The sequence below is a fragment of the Sinorhizobium sp. CCBAU 05631 genome (genome assembly GCF_002288505.1).
Lineage (GTDB): Bacteria > Pseudomonadota > Alphaproteobacteria > Rhizobiales > Rhizobiaceae > Sinorhizobium > Sinorhizobium fredii_C.
In genome coordinates this window covers 1,127,759-1,146,012 of the sequence record NZ_CP023063.1, presented here as the reverse complement: position 1 = coordinate 1,146,012, position 18,254 = coordinate 1,127,759, and the positions used below count along the sequence as shown (strand labels likewise).

Annotated in this window: 18 protein-coding genes; 11 read left to right on the top strand and 7 right to left on the bottom strand. The window is 61.6% G+C overall.

Features of this window, described 5'->3' with window-relative positions; genetic code table 11:
* Positions 1–54: 54 nt before the first annotated feature.
* The 5 genes from SS05631_RS05560 to SS05631_RS05540 all read left to right on the top strand — a co-directional run bounded on the left by SS05631_RS05560 (position 55) and on the right by SS05631_RS05540 (position 4,920).
* Entirely contained in the window at positions 55–666 is a 612-nt protein-coding gene (locus SS05631_RS05560; RefSeq protein WP_037423208.1) for a PilZ domain-containing protein, read from the top strand.
* A 627-nt stretch (positions 667–1,293) separates the two neighbouring features.
* Entirely contained in the window at positions 1,294–1,902 is a 609-nt protein-coding gene (locus tag SS05631_RS05555) for a transglutaminase-like cysteine peptidase (protein WP_037423211.1), read from the top strand.
* Between the two features lie 259 nt (positions 1,903–2,161).
* Complete coding sequence (locus SS05631_RS05550) at positions 2,162–2,890, top strand: hypothetical protein (protein WP_037423274.1); 729 nt, start codon at positions 2,162–2,164, stop codon at positions 2,888–2,890.
* A 180-nt stretch (positions 2,891–3,070) separates the two neighbouring features.
* Positions 3,071–4,585 carry a D-alanyl-D-alanine carboxypeptidase gene (locus SS05631_RS05545; RefSeq protein WP_037423277.1) on the top strand — a complete coding sequence of 505 codons (1,515 nt, stop codon included), beginning with the start codon at positions 3,071–3,073 and terminating at the stop codon, positions 4,583–4,585.
* 65 nt (positions 4,586–4,650) lie between these two features.
* Entirely contained in the window at positions 4,651–4,920 is a 270-nt protein-coding gene (locus tag SS05631_RS05540; RefSeq protein WP_037423214.1) for a hypothetical protein, read from the top strand.
* Positions 4,921–4,955: 35 nt separating this feature from the next.
* Here the strand turns inward: SS05631_RS05540 and SS05631_RS05535 are convergent, their stop codons facing one another.
* The gene (locus SS05631_RS05535) at positions 4,956–5,393 is read right to left on the bottom strand and encodes a DUF1489 family protein (protein WP_037423217.1); all 438 of its coding nucleotides are present in this window, start codon (positions 5,391–5,393) and stop codon (positions 4,956–4,958) included.
* A 76-nt stretch (positions 5,394–5,469) separates the two neighbouring features.
* On the bottom strand, positions 5,470–6,870 hold the full coding sequence (locus SS05631_RS05530) for an L-serine ammonia-lyase (RefSeq protein WP_037423220.1): 1,401 nt from the start codon (positions 6,868–6,870) through the stop codon (positions 5,470–5,472).
* Positions 6,871–7,127: 257 nt separating this feature from the next.
* Between SS05631_RS05530 and SS05631_RS05525 the strand changes: the two genes are divergently transcribed.
* The 3 genes from SS05631_RS05525 to SS05631_RS05515 all read left to right on the top strand — a co-directional run bounded on the left by SS05631_RS05525 (position 7,128) and on the right by SS05631_RS05515 (position 9,442).
* Positions 7,128–7,817 carry a DUF599 domain-containing protein gene (locus SS05631_RS05525; protein ID WP_037423223.1) on the top strand — a complete coding sequence of 230 codons (690 nt, stop codon included), beginning with the start codon at positions 7,128–7,130 and terminating at the stop codon, positions 7,815–7,817.
* Positions 7,818–8,005: 188 nt separating this feature from the next.
* Positions 8,006–8,965, top strand: a complete 960-nt coding sequence (locus tag SS05631_RS05520; RefSeq protein ID WP_244412264.1) for a DUF1624 domain-containing protein — start codon at positions 8,006–8,008, stop codon at positions 8,963–8,965.
* 3 nt (positions 8,966–8,968) lie between these two features.
* Positions 8,969–9,442: an isoprenylcysteine carboxylmethyltransferase family protein gene (locus SS05631_RS05515; RefSeq protein ID WP_037423229.1), complete on the top strand. Its 474-nt coding sequence runs from the start codon at positions 8,969–8,971 to the stop codon at positions 9,440–9,442.
* 67 nt (positions 9,443–9,509) lie between these two features.
* Here SS05631_RS05515 and SS05631_RS05510 read toward each other — a convergent pair whose 3' ends face one another.
* Both SS05631_RS05510 and mgtE read right to left on the bottom strand, forming a co-directional pair.
* The gene (locus SS05631_RS05510) at positions 9,510–9,905 is read right to left on the bottom strand and encodes a MerR family DNA-binding transcriptional regulator (protein ID WP_037423231.1); all 396 of its coding nucleotides are present in this window, start codon (positions 9,903–9,905) and stop codon (positions 9,510–9,512) included.
* Between the two features lie 54 nt (positions 9,906–9,959).
* On the bottom strand, positions 9,960–11,381 hold the full coding sequence (gene mgtE, locus SS05631_RS05505; RefSeq protein ID WP_037423233.1) for a magnesium transporter: 1,422 nt from the start codon (positions 11,379–11,381) through the stop codon (positions 9,960–9,962).
* A gap of 212 nt (positions 11,382–11,593) precedes the next feature.
* Here mgtE and SS05631_RS05500 point away from each other — a divergent pair, with 212 nt between their 5' ends.
* From SS05631_RS05500 to SS05631_RS05490, 3 genes are all read left to right on the top strand, one after another.
* Positions 11,594–12,085 (top strand): peptide deformylase, encoded by a 492-nt coding sequence (locus tag SS05631_RS05500; protein ID WP_037423236.1) that lies wholly within the window; start codon positions 11,594–11,596, stop codon positions 12,083–12,085.
* A 132-nt stretch (positions 12,086–12,217) separates the two neighbouring features.
* Complete coding sequence (locus SS05631_RS05495) at positions 12,218–12,475, top strand: hypothetical protein (RefSeq protein WP_037423239.1); 258 nt, start codon at positions 12,218–12,220, stop codon at positions 12,473–12,475.
* Between the two features lie 61 nt (positions 12,476–12,536).
* Complete coding sequence (locus tag SS05631_RS05490; RefSeq protein WP_037423242.1) at positions 12,537–12,905, top strand: hypothetical protein; 369 nt, start codon at positions 12,537–12,539, stop codon at positions 12,903–12,905.
* 73 nt (positions 12,906–12,978) lie between these two features.
* Here SS05631_RS05490 and SS05631_RS05485 read toward each other — a convergent pair whose 3' ends face one another.
* Genes SS05631_RS05485 through SS05631_RS05475 form a run of 3 tightly spaced genes read right to left on the bottom strand, consistent with a single transcriptional unit; the run spans position 12,979 to position 17,835 of the window.
* The gene (locus SS05631_RS05485) at positions 12,979–14,532 is read right to left on the bottom strand and encodes a SpoVR family protein (protein ID WP_037423245.1); all 1,554 of its coding nucleotides are present in this window, start codon (positions 14,530–14,532) and stop codon (positions 12,979–12,981) included.
* A gap of 15 nt (positions 14,533–14,547) precedes the next feature.
* Positions 14,548–15,861: a YeaH/YhbH family protein gene (locus SS05631_RS05480; RefSeq protein WP_037423248.1), complete on the bottom strand. Its 1,314-nt coding sequence runs from the start codon at positions 15,859–15,861 to the stop codon at positions 14,548–14,550.
* 24 nt (positions 15,862–15,885) lie between these two features.
* Positions 15,886–17,835, bottom strand: a complete 1,950-nt coding sequence (locus SS05631_RS05475; RefSeq protein ID WP_037383083.1) for a PrkA family serine protein kinase — start codon at positions 17,833–17,835, stop codon at positions 15,886–15,888.
* Positions 17,836–18,254 lie beyond the last annotated feature (419 nt).

Genomic DNA, 18,254 nt, shown 5'->3' with positions numbered 1-18,254 from the left:
AACCGGCCACGCCTATACTTCCGCGTGCAAGCATATGTCGATCGCAGAGTGACCATGTTCTCGTTTCAGCACGCCCAAAATAGCGGCCCGAGGCCACACCAGGAGAACGCCTTTCAGCGTGTTTCGGTAAATCTTGCGGGGCGGCTGATGCTTGCCAATCGTGACGAATATGAATGCACCGCGGTCGACATGTCGCCGGGGGACGTGCTTTTCGCGACCGCGGCGAGGCCGCGCACCGGCGAACGCATCATCGCCTATATCGATCACGTCGGCCGCCTCGAAGGCACCGTATCGAGACTCGGCGAGGATGCCTTCGTCATCCAGTTGAACGCCACCGAGCGCAAGCGCGAGAAGCTCGCCGCGCAGCTCACCTGGATTGCCAACAAGCACGAACTGGGACTGCCGGAGGATCGGCGCCACGACCGGCTTGCGCCGCGCAAGACGGTCACCGAGCTCACCGTCGACACCGGTGAGAAATATGCCTGCCGCATCATCGACCTTTCGCTCTCGGGTGCGGCGGTCGACATCGACGTCCGCCCCGCCATAGGAACGGCCGTCAAGCTCGGCCACGGCATGAAGGGCAGGATCGTGCGCCATTTCCAGGAGGGCGTGGCGATCGAGTTTTCCGGGATCCAGGCGCGCGAGGCGCTGACCGAATTCCTCTAGCGTATCGGCCCGAAAATCGGACCCGATTTTCGGAAAGCACGATGCGTAGCTTCAAAGATTTCCAGCGTCCTTTGCGCGTCCTGAAGGGACGCACGGCGCCGTAAGGCCGAGACACAGCGCGCCAAAGCGCTAGCCGACATCCCGAAGCTGCTCAGCGCCGAGCCAAGGTCTCGCCTTGCCTGCGTACTCCGCCACCGGTTGCTGCCATGGGCGCTCGCCCGTGGACCTCCGCTTCGATCCTTTAGAAATTGCCACTGACGCACCTAAGCTGAGGCGGAAATATTCTTTGGATAATTGTCAGTTACGACAAGTCTGCCGCTGATTAACTCTATAGCTATCATCTCGCCTATCCCCTCGCGCGGATGGCTGAATGGTGCGCACCGGCCGCACCTCTCCGCCAGCCGCCTCAAGGATCAAAAGCCCCGGTTTTTCAACCACATGCCAAGTGCCCAGGGTTTACTCGGGGAAAAACTCGATAAAAATTTAGCAGTATTTTATTCTTATTCAACTCGAATTCTATTCTAATTTTATTCTTATACTATTCTTATTTGTACTTGTTTTTACCTCGGATATTCGCCGGCGATAAAAAGCCTTGTGCCATTGTCGAACCACAACGGGGAGACAAACATGCACAAGATAATCGCCAAGACGTTCGCCGCTGCGGCGCTGATAACAGGCTTTCTGGCAGGCCCTGCCCTTGCCCTTCCGGCAAACATGAGCGTGGGCGGCTCGACCAACCCGCCCGTGGGCCACTACGAGTTCTGCAAGAGCCATTCCTCCGAATGTTCGCCGACAGGTCCCGACCGCGGCCCGGCCGTGCTGACGCGCGAAGGGTGGAAGAAAATCCTCGAGGTCAATTACGAGGTGAATCAGGCGATTACGCCGCTGACCGACATGGAGATCAATGGCGTGGAGGAGAAGTGGTCCTATCCGGATGTCGTCGGCGATTGCGAGGACTACGTGCTCCTGAAGCGCCGCAAGCTGATCGAAAGCGGCTTTTCTCCCGCCGATCTCTTGATCACGGTCGTGCTGCAGCCGAACGGCGACGGCCATGCTGTGCTCACGGTGCGTACCGATCGAGGCGATTTCATCCTCGACAACATGCGCAGCAAGGTCCTGCTGTGGTCCGAGACCGAATACACCTTCTTGAAGCGCCAATCCTCGGAGAATGCCGGACGGTGGGTGAAACTGCAGGATGGCCGCGCGGTTGCCGTGGGCACGATCCGTACCGAGTAGTCCGGCCGCAATCGGCGGCCATCATGAATGCGACACGGGCTTGGGTCAGCGTCCCCGTCTAGACCAAGCCCCGCGGGGCCGGTTCCGTTTGTCCCCGGAACCGGCCCTCTTTCATTGCGCGAGACGCAGCACGCGCTTCATCGAAAATTAACCATGCTGCGCGAGCGTCAGGAAGCGACCACCGCCGGAGTCGGCAAGACGAAGGATGGAGGGCGTGCATCTCCAAACGGCCACGCCATCGCCACGGACGGCGCCTCTCGTGAACAAGCCCTTGAGTCCCCAACCGGAACTTGCCCCGCTTCTTTCGCCACGCCTCGCCTACAAGGTCACCGCGGCCGTCGGGCTTCTGGCGGCGCTCGTGCTGGCCATTTCCGTGTCGACGCCGTGGCTCGGCGAGAAGCTGGCGCGCGCCGGACATACCTCCAGCCGCGAAAGCTTCGATATCTTCATCGGACAGGATCATCTGCGTGTGCCGGCAAATGTCATCCGCTTCGACAGCCAACGGGCAACAGGAATCGTCGAGCGGGTCGACCTCTATCTCACATGGCCGGCGCTCGAGGGCTACAGCGACGAGACCCGTCAGGTGTTCAACGATGTCGACCGGCCGGAAAGGCTGATCTTCCTGCAGATCGCACAAAGCACCATGTCACGCGATATGTCGGGGCGGTTCGAGCCGATCTATAGGCACGTCCTGGAGGAGACCGCTCAGCCCGCCCCGGCGGGCCTCACCAGATACGACGCCAAGCCGAGTTCCAGCTATGCCGGCGAGGCCTTTTTCACCGCCACTCGAACTGGACGCCCGCCCTTTGTCCTGCGCTGCCTCCTGCCGCAAAACCCCGCGACCTCGACGAGCGCCGATTGCCAGCGCGACTTTCATGCGGGCAAGGATCTCAGCATTCTCTACCGTTTCTCGGCAAAGTTGCTGCCGGAATGGCAGGCAATCGATGCTTCGATGGAAAGTTTCATCCGAGACCGACTCGTGCCGTGAATTTGTCAAAGAGTCGTGGTCGAGGCAGCCTGCTCGCCAATGCGGCCAGCGGTGCCATAGCCGAACAAGACAACCTGCCCCGGAAACCAATCATTCATCATAAACCGATTGGTAACGCTATCCCGATACTGTCTCGGGAACGGTCGTATCCGGAGACGTCGTCCGGACGACACCCATGACATAAGAATGAAGAGCAACGCAGTGTCTCGATCCGTTTTTTTTGATCTCGCCAAACGTCCGCTCGGCGGCTTCGCAAAAGTGGTAGGACGGCTCGTCCTCGCTGGCGTCGTCGCCAGTTTGGCCCTCTCGGCGCCGGCATTCGCCAATCCGAAATATGCCGGCATCGTCGTCGACGCGAAGACCGGCAAGGTGCTCTATGGCGAGGATGCGGATCAGCTGCGCTATCCGGCCTCGCTCACCAAGATGATGACGCTGTACCTGACCTTCGAGGCGCTCGAGGCCGGCCGGATCAGCAAATCCACTCCGGTGCCCTTCTCCAAGAAGGCCTCGGCGGAGCCGCCCTCGAAGCTCGGCGTCCGCGCCGGCAAATCGATCACTGTCGAACAGGCGATCCTTTCGCTGGTCACGCGATCGGCCAACGACGCGGCGACGGCTCTTGGCGAGCTCCTCGGCGGATCGGAACAGCGCTTCGCCCGCATGATGACGAACAAGGCGCGCGCCCTCGGCATGACGCGTACGACCTATCGCAACGCCAACGGTCTGCCGAACGCGGAACAGAAGACCACGGCGCGCGATCAGGCCCGGCTCGGTCTCGCCCTGCGCCAGCATTTCCCGCAATATTACGATTACTTTTCGACCCGCAGCTTCCGCTTTGGCAAGCAGACCATCGGCAACCACAACCGCCTCCTCGGCAATGTGCGGGGCGTCGACGGCATCAAGACCGGCTATACGCGCGCTTCCGGTTTCAACCTGGTAACTTCCGCCCAAGTCGATGGCCGCAGTATCGTCGCCGTGGTCATGGGCGGAACCTCCGGCGGCTCTCGCGACGCGCAGATGCGCAAGCTGGTCGCCAAGTACATGCCGGCCGCCTCCCGCCGCGGCAACGGCAACCTGATCGCCGAAGCGCCGGCCGCGCCGGTCGAGAGCGTTACGGAAACGGCCGTCGCCGAGGCCGAAGTGCAAGCCGTCGCGGCAGCTGCATCGGTCGCCGCCGCTTCGGACCTGCCGAACACCGGTCCGGTACCGGATTTCCGTTACGGCGGCGAAAGCGCCGGCAGCGTCGAAATGGCCTATGCAGCCGAGAAGCCCGCTTCCGACAATCCGGTCCTCGCGGCCAAGGTTGCGCCGAACACGCTCGACGCCCAAAGCGCGAAGCTCACCCACCAGGCAGCCGTCTCCGCCGACGTCGATACGCAGATCACCAATTCGGTCGCCAAGGCAGAGGCTTCGGCCGGCGCAGAGGCAAGGATGCAAGCCGACATCCAGCCGCAGGGCTGGGTCATTCAGATCGGTGCCACGGCCGACAAGGCACAAGCCATGACCCTCCTTGACAATGCCAAGGAAAAAGGCGGCAAGGTGCTGCGGGATGCAACACCGTTCACCGTCGCATTCGGCGACGGTTCGGCACAGGTCTACCGGGCACGCTTCGGTGGTTTCGATGACCAGAACAAGGCAATCAACGCCTGCAAGATCTTGAAGAAGAAGGGCTTCGCCTGCTGGGCCAGCCAGCAGTGACAGACACGGCCGGATGTTTTTCCGGCCGATCTCCTCGGAAATTGTTTAGCGTAACGAGGTTTGTCATGGCAGTGAACGAGAATGTCCCCGGCATCCCTGCGATACCGGGAAGTAAGGGAAAGCCCTTGCGCACCGGTCTGCATCCGCTGCACGAGGCGGCCATGCGCATAGCCGATGCCGGTCTCAACCGCTCCAAAGGGAAAACGCGTGATCTGGTGGCCATGCTGCTGACGCATGGCGCCCGCGGCTGGCGCTCGACCCAGCCGCGTGCGGGAATACACCTGCACGTCACCGCAGCCGGTCACCGGCATCCCTTGCGAATCCGGATCGGCTGACACTTAGACAGCGCTTTGATTGCGGGCGCCGCCTGTTACAAGAGGCCGAGTTCCGCCAGTTCACGGCGCAATTCGAGCGGCATTTCGCCGCCGTCCGAGGAAAGCGACGCCAGATCGCGCGGGGCCTCCTTCTGCTCCAGATAACGCCAGCCTTGGAAAGCGCGGCGCGGCTGAAGCTCGGTTTCGATCACTTGCGCCCCGAGGAGAAGATTGCAGCGGCCAACGCCCTCGCCGTCGGTGAAGGTCTCGATGCCGATCAGCGGCTGGCGTGCCTGTACATATCCCTTGATCACCCAGTAGAGCGAACCTCCGGCGAGAAGGTCCTCTGTGCGCTTCGGCACCATCCGGGTCGTATGGAAGGAGTGCGGCTCCTGCCCCGCGGCGACGGCCGCGAGAGCCTTGCGGGCGACCCACTCGCGCAAGTCTTCGACGGATTCTGCGCCGACGCAGAGCTTTATGAGATGCAAAGCCATGGCAATGCTTGAACACCCGTCCGCGGCTCGTGGTCAAGCGGATTGAGCCGTTTCGTCCACAAAAGACGCTTCGGCCTCAGCACTCGACGACGTTGACCGCAAGACCGCCGGTTGAGGTTTCCTTGTACTTGTCGTTCATATCGACGCCGGTCTGCCGCATCGTCTCTATGCAGGCGTCGAGCGGCACGAAATGCTTGCCGTCGCCCTTGAGCGCCAGCGACGCGGCGGTCACCGCCTTCACCGCGCCGAGCGCATTGCGCTCGATACACGGCACTTGAACGAGGCCGGCAACCGGGTCGCAGGTCATGCCGAGATGGTGCTCCAGGGCAATCTCGGCCGCATTCTCGACCTGCTCCGGCGTGCCGCCCATCACGGCCGCCAGTCCCGCCGCCGCCATGGCAGAAGCCGACCCGACCTCGCCCTGACAGCCGACCTCGGCACCGGAGATCGAGGCGTTGTGCTTGATGATGCCGCCGACCGCGGCCGCCGTGAGCAGGTAGTCGCGAATGCCCGCCTGGTCCGCATCCTCATGGAAATGCAGGTAATAGCGGATGGTCGCCGGCACGACGCCGGCCGCACCATTCGTCGGCGAGGTGACCACCCGACCGCCGGCGGCATTCTCCTCGTTGACGGCCATCGCATAGACGCTCAGCCAATCATTGGCGAGCAGCGGGTTGGTCTTGTTGGAGCGCCATTCCTCCTGCAACTTGTCGTGAATTGCCCGGGCCCGCCGGCGGACCTTCAGGCCACCCGGCATGATCCCTTCCTGGCTGAGGCCGCGATCGATGCAGGCGCTCATCGCCGACCAGACGCGGTCGAGGCCGGCATCGAGTTCGTCCCGCGACATCGAACATTCCTCGTTCGCTCGTTTCATCTGGGCAATCGTCAGTCCGGAGCGCGCCGCCATATCGAGCATCTGCTGGGCAGTCGCGAAGGGATAGGGGATTTTGGTGCCGGTTGGCTTGTTCTTGGTCGCCCGCATCGCTTCGAGCTCCGTGTCGGTGACCACGAAACCGCCGCCGATCGAATAATAGATCCGCTTCAGCAGCAGCCGGCCGTCACGGTCGAAGGCGGTGAATGCCATGCCGTTGGCGTGGCCCGGCAGCGGCACTTTCTTATCGAAAACCAAGTCGGTCTTCGGCTGAAACAGATAGGCAGGATGGCCGGGCGGAGTGATGCGGCCCGTCCGATCCACCTCGTCGATAATGGCATCCATCCGGTCGGGGTCGACCAGATCGGGCCGCTCGCCCATCAGCCCCAAGATCACCGCCCTCCCCGTCCCGTGCCCGATGCCCGTATGGGCTAGCGAACCATGCAGGCTGACCTTGATGGCGGCGACGGCAGCATGCGACGGCCGCGGCCATTCGTCCGACAGGATAAGATCGAGGAAGCGGTTCGCGGCCGACATGGGTCCCATCGTATGCGAACTCGAGGGACCGATACCGATCTTGAAAACGTCGAAGACGGAAAGAAACATGAAATTGCCTGCCCCAGCGCCTGACAGAGCACCCCGCCTGTGCGGGCCAAAACCCTGTAATGATTGGATCGATACCGTCCCGAATCTTTCCGAAAGCGGCCCGATCGTCCTTATATATAGGGCGAAAGCCTAAGCGATCCTATGCCAATCGGTCAGGCGACCGACCGACATCGGATTTTGCCCGTGCGACATCGCCGAGCCCGCTGAGTGCGCCGCAGCGATCTTGCATTTTCGAACGGTCGTGCCAAAAGACCTGCATGACAATCGAAGATTACATCGCGCTTTCAATCTTCATCCTGCTATGGGGCAGTTTCAATTGGGCGACCGATGGAAGACGCAATTTCAAGCGCGTCAGCCTGACCCGCCTGATGAACGAAAACAGGGCGCGGTGGATCCGCAATTCTCTCAATCGCGACCTGAAGATGATCGACACGCAGATCATCGCAGGCCTGCAGGCCGGTACCGCCTTCTTTGCCTCGACGACCATTTTCGCGCTCGGCGGCTGCTTTGCGCTGCTCGGGGCGACCGAGCAGGTGCAGATGATCTTCAACGACCTGCCGCAGATTTTTCGCGGCGGCCGGGCCGGGTTCGAACTGAAGGTCGGCGGCCTGACGTGCCTCTTCGGTTACTCCTTCTTCAAGTTCGGCTGGTCCTACCGGCTGTTCAACTACTGCTCCATCCTGATGGGCGGTATCCCGATGACGGCCGATATGTCGCGCGACCGTCGAATAGCAGAACAGGCGGCCGAGCGCGCCATAAGAATGAACATCCTCGCCGGCAAGCATTTCAATGCCGGGTTGAGGGCGATCTTCCTATCGATCGGCTATCTCGGCTGGTTCATCAGTCCCTATGTCTTCATCGTACTGACGTGCCTCGTGATTTTCGTGCTGACGCGCAGGCAGTTCTTCTCCGAAGCACGCGATGCCTTGCTCGCCGACACGCAATAGATCGCCCTCACTCGCGCCTGCGAAGCGACGATCGACGCTGGACAAAGACGAGAATCGGTCTTCTTCTCAGCATAATCGCGACGCGTCTGCGATCTGCCGAACGCCTCCTTTCTCAACGGAACGGCAACGCCATGCCTGAGACTTCTGCGACGACCATCGACGAAACACCCGCCGAACAGCCGGAGGTGATGCGGAGGGGCCGAATTGATCTCCTCGATGCGCTGCGCGGGCTGGCGCTCGTCGCCATGGCGATCTACCACTTCACTTGGGATCTGGAATTCTTCGGCTATGTGGCCGCGGGCACGGCGGGCACGGGCGGCTGGAGGCTGTTTGCCAGGCTGATCGCCAGCAGCTTCCTGTTTCTCGCCGGCTACAGCCTGGTGCTCGGCCACAGTCCGAAATTCCGCGCGCGCCCGTTTCTTAAGCGTTTCGCCAAAATCGCCGGGGCGGCGGCGCTGATCAGCATTGCCACCTTTTTCGCCATTCCCCAGTCCTTCATCTTTTTCGGCATTCTCCATGCGATCGCGGCGGCAAGCCTCGTAGGCATTCTCTTCCTGCGGCTCCCGGCGCCGGCCTCGTTCCTCGCCGCCGCTGCCGCCTTCGCCGCGCCGCTCTATCTGCGCTCGGCCTTCTTCGACGCGCCGGCGCTCTGGTGGGTCGGGCTGTCCGAAACGATCCCGCGCTCCAATGATTACGTTCCGCTTCTGCCGTGGCTGGCCCCCTTTCTCATCGGGCTCGGCACGGCGAAGCTGTTCCACGCAATGCTCATCGCCCGATGGCGGACCGCGAAAAGCGACGAGGGCAACGGCAAGCTGTGGATCAAGCCGCTCGCCATTGCCGGGCGCCACAGTCTGGCCATATACCTCATCCACCAGCCGCTGCTCATCGGGCTCGTCTACGCCTATTCTCTCGTCGCCCCTGCCCCCGTCCCGGATCCGGCACAGGCCTATCGGCTGAGCTGCGAGCAGGCCTGCAGCCGTGACGGATCGGGCATCTCGTGCAGCGTCTTTTGCGGCTGCACGCTCGACAAATTGAAAGAGCAGAACCTGTTCGAGGATCTAAACCAGGGGAAGATCGACTTGCGAACGGATGAACGCATTGCGCGAATCGCATCTCAATGCACAATGGAAGCGCAGTCGGGGGACTAGGACATGAACGCCTATCGTGCCAAGCCGCTGAGTTTTCCATGGCCACCGCTAATTTACGGCGCGGCAGCCCTGGCCGCGGTGGCGGTCGGCCGCGTTTTCCCCATTCCGGTCGCCCACGGGCATGGCTGGCTTCCTTGGCTGGCGGGCTGCGCCCTGATCCTGCTTGCGGCCTTGCTCGATCTCTGGGCCGTCAAGGCCCTCCTCGAACGCCGCACTGCCGTGCTTCCCCACCGCTGTGCAACCTGCCTCGTCACCGGCGGACCTTTCCGCTTCACCCGCAATCCGATCTATCTCGGCTATACCTTTGCGATGGTCGGCCTCGGCCTGATCACCCTCAATCCCTGGTTCTTCGTGCTGGGAATCGTGGCCGTCGCCCTGACGACGCTGGTCGCCGTACGCAACGAGGAGCGGCACCTGCTCTCGCGTTTCGGCTTCGAATTCGAACGCTATTGCCGCCACACGACACGGTGGATCTGAACGGCGGAACGAAAAAAGGCGGCTCGCGGCCACCTTTCGAAAGATTGCAAAACCGTCTGCGCGTTTCCTACGTCCCGACCCCGATTTCGGCGAGACGCGTCAGGCAGGATTCCTCCACATTGTCGAGTTCGGCAAGCGTATCGTCGATATCCTTGCGCTTCTGCCGTAGCTCCTCGCGCTTCTCCTCGACGCGCTTCATCAGGAGCTGCAATTGGCCCATCTCGCCGGGCGGATCCTTGTAGATCTGAATGATCTCGCGGATCTCGGCGATCGTGAAGCCGATGCGCCGGCCGCGCAGAATTTCCTTGATCAGATGCCGATCGGCTGGGCGAAACAGGCGCGTGCGTCCGCGGCGTTCCGGATGGATGAGGCCCTCATCCTCGTAGAAACGCAGCGTCCGGGTGGAGATACCGAATTCCCGCGTCAATTCCGTAATGCTATAGTACTTGTTCACGCCCGCCATTCCATCAAACTACAGACCCACTATCATTGACTTTGACGTAAAAGTCAAACGGGCTCACGTGACGTGGAACCACCAGGTGGCGATCCCGAGGAAGCTGAAGAAGCCGGTGATGTCCGTGACGGCCGTGACGAAGACGGCGGAGGAGACCGCCGGGTCGGCACCGGATTTGTCGAGGAGCAGCGGGATCAGGATTCCGGCCAGCGCCGCGGCCATCATGTTGATCAACATGGCCGTTGCAATGATGCCGCCGATATGGACGTCCTGAAACCAGAATCCCGCGACAAGGCCGATGAAGCTGCCGAAGATCATGCCGTTCAACAGGCCGACGCCCGCCTCGCGGCGGATGATCCTGGGCGCGTTGTGGATGTCGAGGCCGCGCGTGGCGAGCGCGCGCACTGTGACCGTCATCGTCTGCGAGCCGGCATTGCCACCCATGCCGGCGACGATCGGCATGAGGATCGCAAGTGCGACGATCTGCTGGATCGTGGCATCGAAGAGGCCGATCACCGAGGCGGAGATGCAGGCGGTCATGGAATTGACGAACAGCCAGGGGACGCGCGAACGCGACGCCTCCGCGACGGAGTCCGACAGTTCCTCGTCGCCGACGCCGGAAAGGCGCAGCAGGTCCTCCTCGGCTTCCTCCTGGATGACGTCGACGACGTCGTCGATCGTCAGCACCCCGACCAGCCGTCCGTTGTCGTCGACGACGGCCGCCGACAGGAGGTCGTACTGCTCGAAAAGCTGGGCCGCCTCCTCCTGGTCCATTTCCGCCGGGACCGAGTGACTGGTGTCGCGCATGATGGCATCGATCTTCACCGATCGCTTGGTGCGCAACACCCGGTCCAGATCGACGGTGCCGAGCAGCTTGAAGGTCGGGTCGATCACGAAAATCTGCGTGAAACTCTCGGGCAGATCGTCGTCTTCGCGCATGTAGTCGATCGTCTGGCCAACCGTCCAAAAGGGCGGCACGGCCACGAATTCGGTCTGCATGCGGCGGCCGGCGGTGCTTTCCGGATAGTCGAGCGAACGCCGCAAACGGACGCGCTCGGTGAAGGGCAGCTTGGCAAGGATCTCCTCCTGATCCTCCTGATCGAGATCCTCGAGGATGTAGACCGCGTCGTCGGAATCCATCTCGCCGATCGCTTCGGCGATCTGCTCGTTCGGCAGGTGCTCGACGATATCGAGGCGGATCGCCTCGTCGACCTCGGTCAGCGCGGCAAGGTCGAACTCCTTTCCGAGCAAGGAAACAAGCGCCAGGCGCTGTTCCGCCTGGATCGCCTCGAGCAGATCGCCCAATTCCGACGCGTGGAGGCCGGCGACGTGCTTGCGGAGATAGATCGTGTCGCGATCAGCGATCGCGGCACCGACATGCATCAGGAAATCCGAACGGACCGAACCGTCGTCGGCATAGATGTCCGAACCCTCAAAGGCAGCGAGTTCTTCGGAACCGCGGTCGTCGTCGCCTGTATCGCTCATGGACCCGCCTCCAGAAGTACACGCCGCCTGAACCTGCGCTATGGACAGCCCATTGCCCTGCTAGCGCAAAGCTCCGCCAAGGTCCACACGTTGACGCGGGGCCGCGGACCTTTTCTCCAAGCTGTTGCAAATGCACATGAAAAAAGTGAAACGAGTAAGGCTGCCGGCTCCGACGCAGAACGAGGCAGTCATTCACGCAAGAGAGCATCCGCATGGCACTTCGACCTATCATCCGGTTTCCACATCCGACGCTCGGGATCAGCGCCGAAATCGTCACCCGTTTCGACGATGACCTTCACGCCCTCGTCGACGATCTCACCGAGACGATGCGCGCGGCTCCCGGAATCGGCATCACCGCCCCGCATATCGGCGTCCTCACACGGGTGACGGTGATTGAGCTGGACCGCCAGACGGGTCCGCGTTGCTTCGTCAATCCTGAGATCGTCTGGCACTCGGAAGCCACGGCGCGCCACAGCGAGGGCAGCGTCTCGATGCCCGGCATTTCCGAGGACGTGGAGCGGCCGATGAGCGTTCGCGTCCGTTACCAGACGATGGCGGGCGAGACGCGCGAGGAGGAGGCCAGCGGCCTGATGGCCGTCTGCCTGCAGCACGAGATCGACCAGCTCGACGGCATCTTCTGGCTCCGTCGGCTGTCGAGGCTGAAGCGGGATCGCGCGGTGAAGCGGTTCGAGAAACTGCGCTGAGATCTGGCCGCGCCCTGCGGTTGCGCGAAAGCCTACGCTTCAATAGGGTCGCTCACGCCGGAAACCTGCCCTATCCCGCAAATCGGAAACAAGAGCCGAAACGACAGCGAAATTGAAACCGAAGGACATGCGATGAAATATCTGCGTCTCACCCTCCTCTGCGCCGCGGCGCTTGCAGGCTGCACCGCCACGCCCGATCTCGAGCCGCTCCCCGGAAGCCTCACCTATGGGGAGTCGGCCTCGTCGCGGAAGACCCAGGCGGCACCGGGCACGAAGATCCAGAACCGGTTCCTGCACGAGGGCAGAACGGTTTACGAGACCTACGAGGTCCAGCCCGACCACACCTACAAGCTCATCCGCCGCAGCGTGGTCGATTCCCTCGGCGACTGATCCTCTCGGAACATTGCGATGCCAAGCCCGTTCTCCAGGGACAAAACCAAGGAGAGATGCCATGGCTAAATATCTCGATGAACGCGGCGATCCGACAAGTGCTACGCACGACCCCGAGAGAAAGAGATTTTCGGCTGCGGAGGCAAAGCAGGGCCGCAGCGGCACGGCGATATTGGCAGTACTCCTCGGCGGGCTCCTGCTAGCCTTCGTCGCTTGGGGTGCGGTCGCAATCTGGGGCGAAGCCATCGACAGCGATCAGACGGCGGAAACGGAACAGATGCAGCCCGGACCTTCCACCGAGCAAACGGGCAGCGTCAATCAGGATCAGTCCACGCCGGCGATACCGGCGCCGACCGACCGGGACCCGACAGCGCAAACCGGGACCGGCGGAGAAGTGCAGCAAGTCGCGCCCGACGGCACCGAGAAGTGACCGCAGATCGGCCGGCATTCGCGACGATCTCATCCAAGATCGTCGCGAATGCGCTTTGCGGGCAACGCGTCGGCTAATCTTCCTCTATATCCGCTGTCGAGCACTCGTAGAGCGTCTCGCCGGTTTCGGCCTCGACGCCGGCGAGGCTGACCTCATAACCCCACAGATGGCGAACATGCCGCAGGGTCGCATCGCGGCTGGACTCCTCGAGAAGGATGCCGTTCTTGACATTGTGCTGCAGCCGGAGGTGGCGATCACCCAGAAGGTCGACGTCCATGACCTGAATGTCCGGCTGGTTGGCGCCAATGTCGTAGCTTCGCGCAAGCGCCGCCCGGATTGCCTCGTAACCGCGCTCGTTGTGGATCGAGGCGACCTCGCAATACTTCTCGTCCGCCTCGTCCGACAGCAGGAACAGCCTGAATTTGCGGATCAGCGCCGGGCTCAGATATTGCAGGATGAAGGACTCGTCGCGGTGGTTTGCCCAGGCATCCAGCAGCGTCTCGCGCCAGTTGCCGCTGCCTGCGATGTCGGGAAACCAGTCGCGGTCTTCGGACGTCGGATCGACGCAGATCCGCTCGATGTCCTGCATCATGGCGAAGCCGAGCGCATAGGGGTTGATCCCGGGAAAGCGCGGATCGTCGAAGGAGGGCTGGAAGACGACATTGGTGTGGCTCTGGAGGATCTCCAGCATCGCGCCTTCGGTTATTCTCCCCTGGTCGAAGAGAGTGTTCATGATCGTGTAGTGAACAAAGGTCGCGCATCCCTCGTTCATCACCTTGGTCTGCCGCTGCGGATAGAAATACTGGGCGATGACGCGGACGATCCGCAGGATTTCGCGCTGCCACGGTTCGAGAATCAGGCTGGTCTTCTCGAGAAAGTAGAGCAGATTCTCATCCGGCAGGTTGAGCGCCTTCTTGCGCTCCGAAACGTCCCGCTCGACGGCGTCCGGATCACTGCTCTCGCTTGTCGTCGGCAGCGTCCGCCACAGGTCGCTATAGGTCTGCTCCTCGTATTCCAGCCTTTCGCGCATCCGCTCCCGCTCCTTTTCGGAAGACAGCCTCGGCGGCCGGCGGTAGCGGAAGACGCCCTGATCCATGAGCGCATGGGCGGAGTCGAGGATGGCCTCCACGGCGGTGGTTCCGTAGCGCTCCTCGCATTTGGTGATGTATTTCTTGGCGAACTCCATGTAGCTCAGTATGGCGCTGGCATCGGTCCATTGCCGGAACAGGTAATTGTTCTTGAAGAAATGGTTGTGGCCGAAGGCCGCGTGCGCCGTCACCAGGGCCTGCATGGCCATGGTGTTTTCTTCCATCAGGTAGGTGATGCAGGGATTGGAGTTGATGACCAGCTCATAGGCAAGGCCGCGCCTGCCCCTGCGATAAAGGTGGTCCTCGAAGACGAAGCGCTTTCCGAAGGACCAGTGCTGGTACATCAGCGGCATGCCGACGGAAGAATAGGCGTCGAGCATCTGTTCGGAAGAGATGATCTCGAGCTGGTTGGGATAAACGTCGAGCCCGAGATCATCGAGCGCGACGGTCTCGATCGCATCGTAGGTGCGCGAAAGCGTCTCGAAATTCCAGTCGGAGCCCTGAAACAGCAGGTTTGAAGCCGCACCCTTTTTTGGCATCCCGGTCGCCCCTCCCTAACGCGCTTGCACAGCCGGCTGTTTGCCGAAGAGTTTCCGGAAGACGGGATAAATGTCCGCTGGCTTGGCGATGCGGGTCATCTGGAAATTCGGCCATTCGCCATCGACCGTGCGATAGGCGCGCCAGAGCGAGGTGCCGTTGTCGGTGGTGCCGAAAATCTCCGTCTCGCGCTCGTCGATGATCTCGACATAGGCGTAATACTGGCAGAGCCGCATTAAATCATCGTGCAGCAGCGACGCGCACCGCTCCGAGTCGCCTGAGATGTTCTCGCCGTCCGAAGCCTGGGCGGCATAGATGTTCCATTCGCGGGCCGGATAGCGCTCTCGAATGACCCGGAGCATCTCCTCGAGCGCCGTCGAGACAATCGTGCCGCCGCTCTGCTTGCTGTAGAAGAAGGTGTTCTCATCCACCTCGCCCGCCTCGTCCGTGTGGCGAATGAAGACGATGTCGATCCTGTCGTAGCGCCGCTTCAGGAAAAGGTGCAGCAGCACGAAGAAGCGCTTCGCAAGGTCCTTCTCGCGTTCGCCCATGGAAGCGGAAACATCCATAAGGCAGAACATCACGGCGCTGGCATTCGGCAGCGGCTGCGGCTCGAAGCGGTTGAAGCGGATGTCGACCGGATCGACATAGGGAATGCGCCGGCGCCGGCGCTCCAGCTTTTCCAGCGCCTCACGCAGTTCCCCGAGGCGCTGCTGGTCTTTCGTACTTGCCTTCGGCTCCGCCTCCAACCTGGCGATCTCCGCCGCGATCGCCTCCATTTCCTTTCGCCCCGGCCGGTGCAGGGCGATGCGGCGGCCGAAGCTGTTGCGCATCGTACGGCCGACGTTGATATTCGTGGGGGAACCGGTCGCGGCAAAACCGGCGCGGCGCCGTTTGAAGGCGACGGACTCCTTGAGGTTGAGCTTCACCATGTCGGGAAGTTCCAGGTCCTCGAAGAAGAGATCGAGCACCTCCTCGCGCGACAGGACGAATTGAAATTCGTCCTCGCTCCGCCCGGTTCCGGCGCCGGCGCCGGTGGCACCGCCGCCGGAAGCCCGCTTCGGCAGACGATCGCCCGCCGCGAACTCTCGATTGCCGGGCAGGACATATTTCCTTTCGCCGGTATCGCCGGCCGGCTGGAAGGTCGGCTCGCTGACGCCGCGGGCGGGCATCGAAACGTTGTGATCAGCATCGACGTCGGCGATCTTGCCCGACTTGACCTGTTCCTTGATGGCCCGCTTCAGTTCCTCGCGCGCGCGCTTCAGGAAGCGCTGCCTGTTACCGAGACTCTTGTCCTTCGGGTTAAGGCGGCGGTCGATAAAGTTCGGCATATGCTGCCCCCTGCTAACCGCACCTCAGCCCGCCTTGTTGACGCGCATGTACCAGTCGACCAATCGACGCACCTGCCGTTCGGTGTAGCCGCGCTCCTTCATGCGCTGGACGAATTCGGCATGCTGCTTCTCGGTCGCACTGTCCTTCTTGGAACCGAAGCTGATCACTGGCAGCAGGTCCTCGACCTGACCGAACATGCGCTTCTCGATGACTTCCCTGAGCTTCTCGTAGCTCGTCCAGGAGGGGTTGCGCCCATGATTCTTGGCGCGAGCCCGTAGGGTGAACTTGACGACCTCGTTGCGGAAGTCCTTCGGGTTGGCAATGCCCGCCGGCTTTTCGATCTGCGACAGCTCGCTGTCGAGGATTTTGCGGTTAAGGATCTGCCCCGTGTCGGGGTCCTTGAAGTCCTGGTCCTCGAGCCACGCGTCGGCATAGGCGATGTAGCGGTCGAAGAGGTTCTGGCCATACTCGCTGTAGGATTCCAGATAGGCTTTCTGGATTTCATGGCCGATGAACTCGGCATAGCGGCTGGCGAGTTCCGATTTGATGAAGTCGAGATAGGCCGCTTCCGTCTCCTTCGCGAACTGCTCGCGCTTGATGGCCTGTTCCATGATGTACATCAGGTGGACGGGATCGGCCGAGACTTCCTTCGTATCGTAGTTGAAGGTTTCCGACAGGACCTTGAAGGCGAAGCGCGTGCTGACACCGGTCATGGCTTCGTCGACGCCGGCGGCATCGCGATATTCCTGGACCGAGCGCGCCTTCGGATCGACATCCTTGAGGTTCTCGCCGTCATAGACACGCATCTTCGTGTAGAGCGACGAGTTCTCATGGGGGACGAGCCGGGTGGAAACCGTGAAGCGGCTCAGGATCTCCAGCACCTCCGGCGCGCACGGATTGTTGAAGAGCTCGCTCTCGCGGAGAAGCTTCTCATAGATCATCTTCTCTTCGGTAACGCGCAGGCAATAGGGAACCTTGACCACCAGAATGCGGTCGAGGAACGCCTCGTTGTTGCGATTGTTCTTGAACTGCAGCCACTCCGATTCGTTCGAGTGCGCCAGGATCGTGCCCTGATAGGGGAAGGCACCGAAGTTTTCCGTGCCGTTGTAGCTGCCCTCCTGGGTCGCCGTCAGCAGCGGGTGCAGGACCTTGATCGGGGCCTTGAACATCTCCACGAATTCCAGCAGGCCCTGCGTGGTGCGGTTGAGGCCGCCGCTATAGGAATAGGCATCCGGGTCCGCCTGGCTGTAATTTTCCAGCTGCCGGATGTCGACCTTGCCGACCAGCGAGGAGACGTCCTGGTTGTTCTCGTCGCCGGGCTCTGTCTTGGCGATGCCGATCTGACGCAGGCGCGAGGGGGTCAGCTTGACGACGCTGAATTTCGATATGTCGCCGCCGACCTCGTCGAGCCGCTTTGAGGCCCAGGGCGAAATCAGGCCGGTCAGCCGTCGCCTTGCGATACCGTATTTGTCCTCGAGCAGGTCGGCCATGCGCTCGGGGTGAAACAGGCCCAGGGGCGACTCGAAGACCGGGCTGATCTTGCCGTCGACCATGAGCGTATAGATCGGCCGCTGCTCCATGAGCTTCTTCAGCCGCTCCGCAAGCGACGACTTACCGCCGCCGACCGGACCGAGCAGGTAGAGAATCTGCTTGCGCTCCTCGAGACCCTGGGCAGCGTAGCGGAAGTAACCGACGATCCGCTCGATCGTGTCTTCCATGCCGAAGAAATCGGAGAAGGCCGGATAAATTTTGATGGTTCGGTTTGCGAAGATTCGGCCGAGACGCTCGTCAGCACTGGTATCGACGAGAACCGGCTCTCCAATGGCATCCACCATCCGCTCCTGCGCGGTGGCGTACATGCTCTTGTCGTCGCGACATGCGAGGAGATATTCCTGTAGACTTATCTCTTCTTGCGCTGCACTCGAATAGATCTCCGAAAAGAGGTCGAAGACGTCAGATTCACTCCTTTGCATCGTGCTCTCCCGCGGCAAGCCGCTTGGTTGAACCGGGATCGCTGCCAATCGGCTATTGCTTCAAGTGAACGGTTTCCTGACTTCAAAGTTCCTTCTTAACCGGCACTACAAGCGGATGCCGAAGCAGCAGCTCACGACGACATCCGCACATCAGTTCGGGACCGATCGATCGGCGCCTTAATCCAAGGATCGAGGACGCCATTCCGCAAGACTCGTCGCTCTGTCACCCCATCATGCCGGCGCTTCTCGCGAATCCGTCATGACAATAAGAGCATAACCAAAACCCGGCCTTTCGCCGACTTTTTTTTTAGGATTTCACGAATTTAGCGGTAAACAATGTTGTGTAGGGACGGTGACATCGTGAGTAGCCTAGCCGGGCGCTGTCTAACGATTCCGGGAGGGAAACGACGCCCGGAGGG

Bases quoted from the DNA above. Each gene is read 5' to 3' on its own strand.
- SS05631_RS05525 (WP_037423223.1), top strand. From the start codon at position 7,128: ATGACAATCGAAGATTACATCGCGCTTTCAATCTTCATCCTGCTATGG.
- SS05631_RS05540 (WP_037423214.1), top strand. From the start codon at position 4,651: ATGGCAGTGAACGAGAATGTCCCCGGCATCCCTGCGATACCGGGAAGT.
- SS05631_RS05475 (WP_037383083.1), bottom strand. From the start codon at position 17,835: ATGCAAAGGAGTGAATCTGACGTCTTCGACCTCTTTTCGGAGATCTAT.
- SS05631_RS05555 (WP_037423211.1), top strand. From the start codon at position 1,294: ATGCACAAGATAATCGCCAAGACGTTCGCCGCTGCGGCGCTGATAACA.
- SS05631_RS05495 (WP_037423239.1), top strand. From the start codon at position 12,218: ATGAAATATCTGCGTCTCACCCTCCTCTGCGCCGCGGCGCTTGCAGGC.
- SS05631_RS05480 (WP_037423248.1), bottom strand. From the start codon at position 15,861: ATGCCGAACTTTATCGACCGCCGCCTTAACCCGAAGGACAAGAGTCTC.
- SS05631_RS05500 (WP_037423236.1), top strand. From the start codon at position 11,594: ATGGCACTTCGACCTATCATCCGGTTTCCACATCCGACGCTCGGGATC.
- SS05631_RS05485 (WP_037423245.1), bottom strand. From the start codon at position 14,532: ATGCCAAAAAAGGGTGCGGCTTCAAACCTGCTGTTTCAGGGCTCCGAC.
- SS05631_RS05515 (WP_037423229.1), top strand. From the start codon at position 8,969: ATGAACGCCTATCGTGCCAAGCCGCTGAGTTTTCCATGGCCACCGCTA.
- SS05631_RS05535 (WP_037423217.1), bottom strand. From the start codon at position 5,393: ATGGCTTTGCATCTCATAAAGCTCTGCGTCGGCGCAGAATCCGTCGAA.
- SS05631_RS05560 (WP_037423208.1), top strand. From the start codon at position 55: ATGTTCTCGTTTCAGCACGCCCAAAATAGCGGCCCGAGGCCACACCAG.
- SS05631_RS05520 (WP_244412264.1), top strand. From the start codon at position 8,006: ATGCGGAGGGGCCGAATTGATCTCCTCGATGCGCTGCGCGGGCTGGCG.
- SS05631_RS05490 (WP_037423242.1), top strand. From the start codon at position 12,537: ATGGCTAAATATCTCGATGAACGCGGCGATCCGACAAGTGCTACGCAC.
- SS05631_RS05510 (WP_037423231.1), bottom strand. From the start codon at position 9,905: ATGGCGGGCGTGAACAAGTACTATAGCATTACGGAATTGACGCGGGAA.
- SS05631_RS05530 (WP_037423220.1), bottom strand. From the start codon at position 6,870: ATGTTTCTTTCCGTCTTCGACGTTTTCAAGATCGGTATCGGTCCCTCG.
- mgtE (WP_037423233.1), bottom strand. From the start codon at position 11,381: ATGAGCGATACAGGCGACGACGACCGCGGTTCCGAAGAACTCGCTGCC.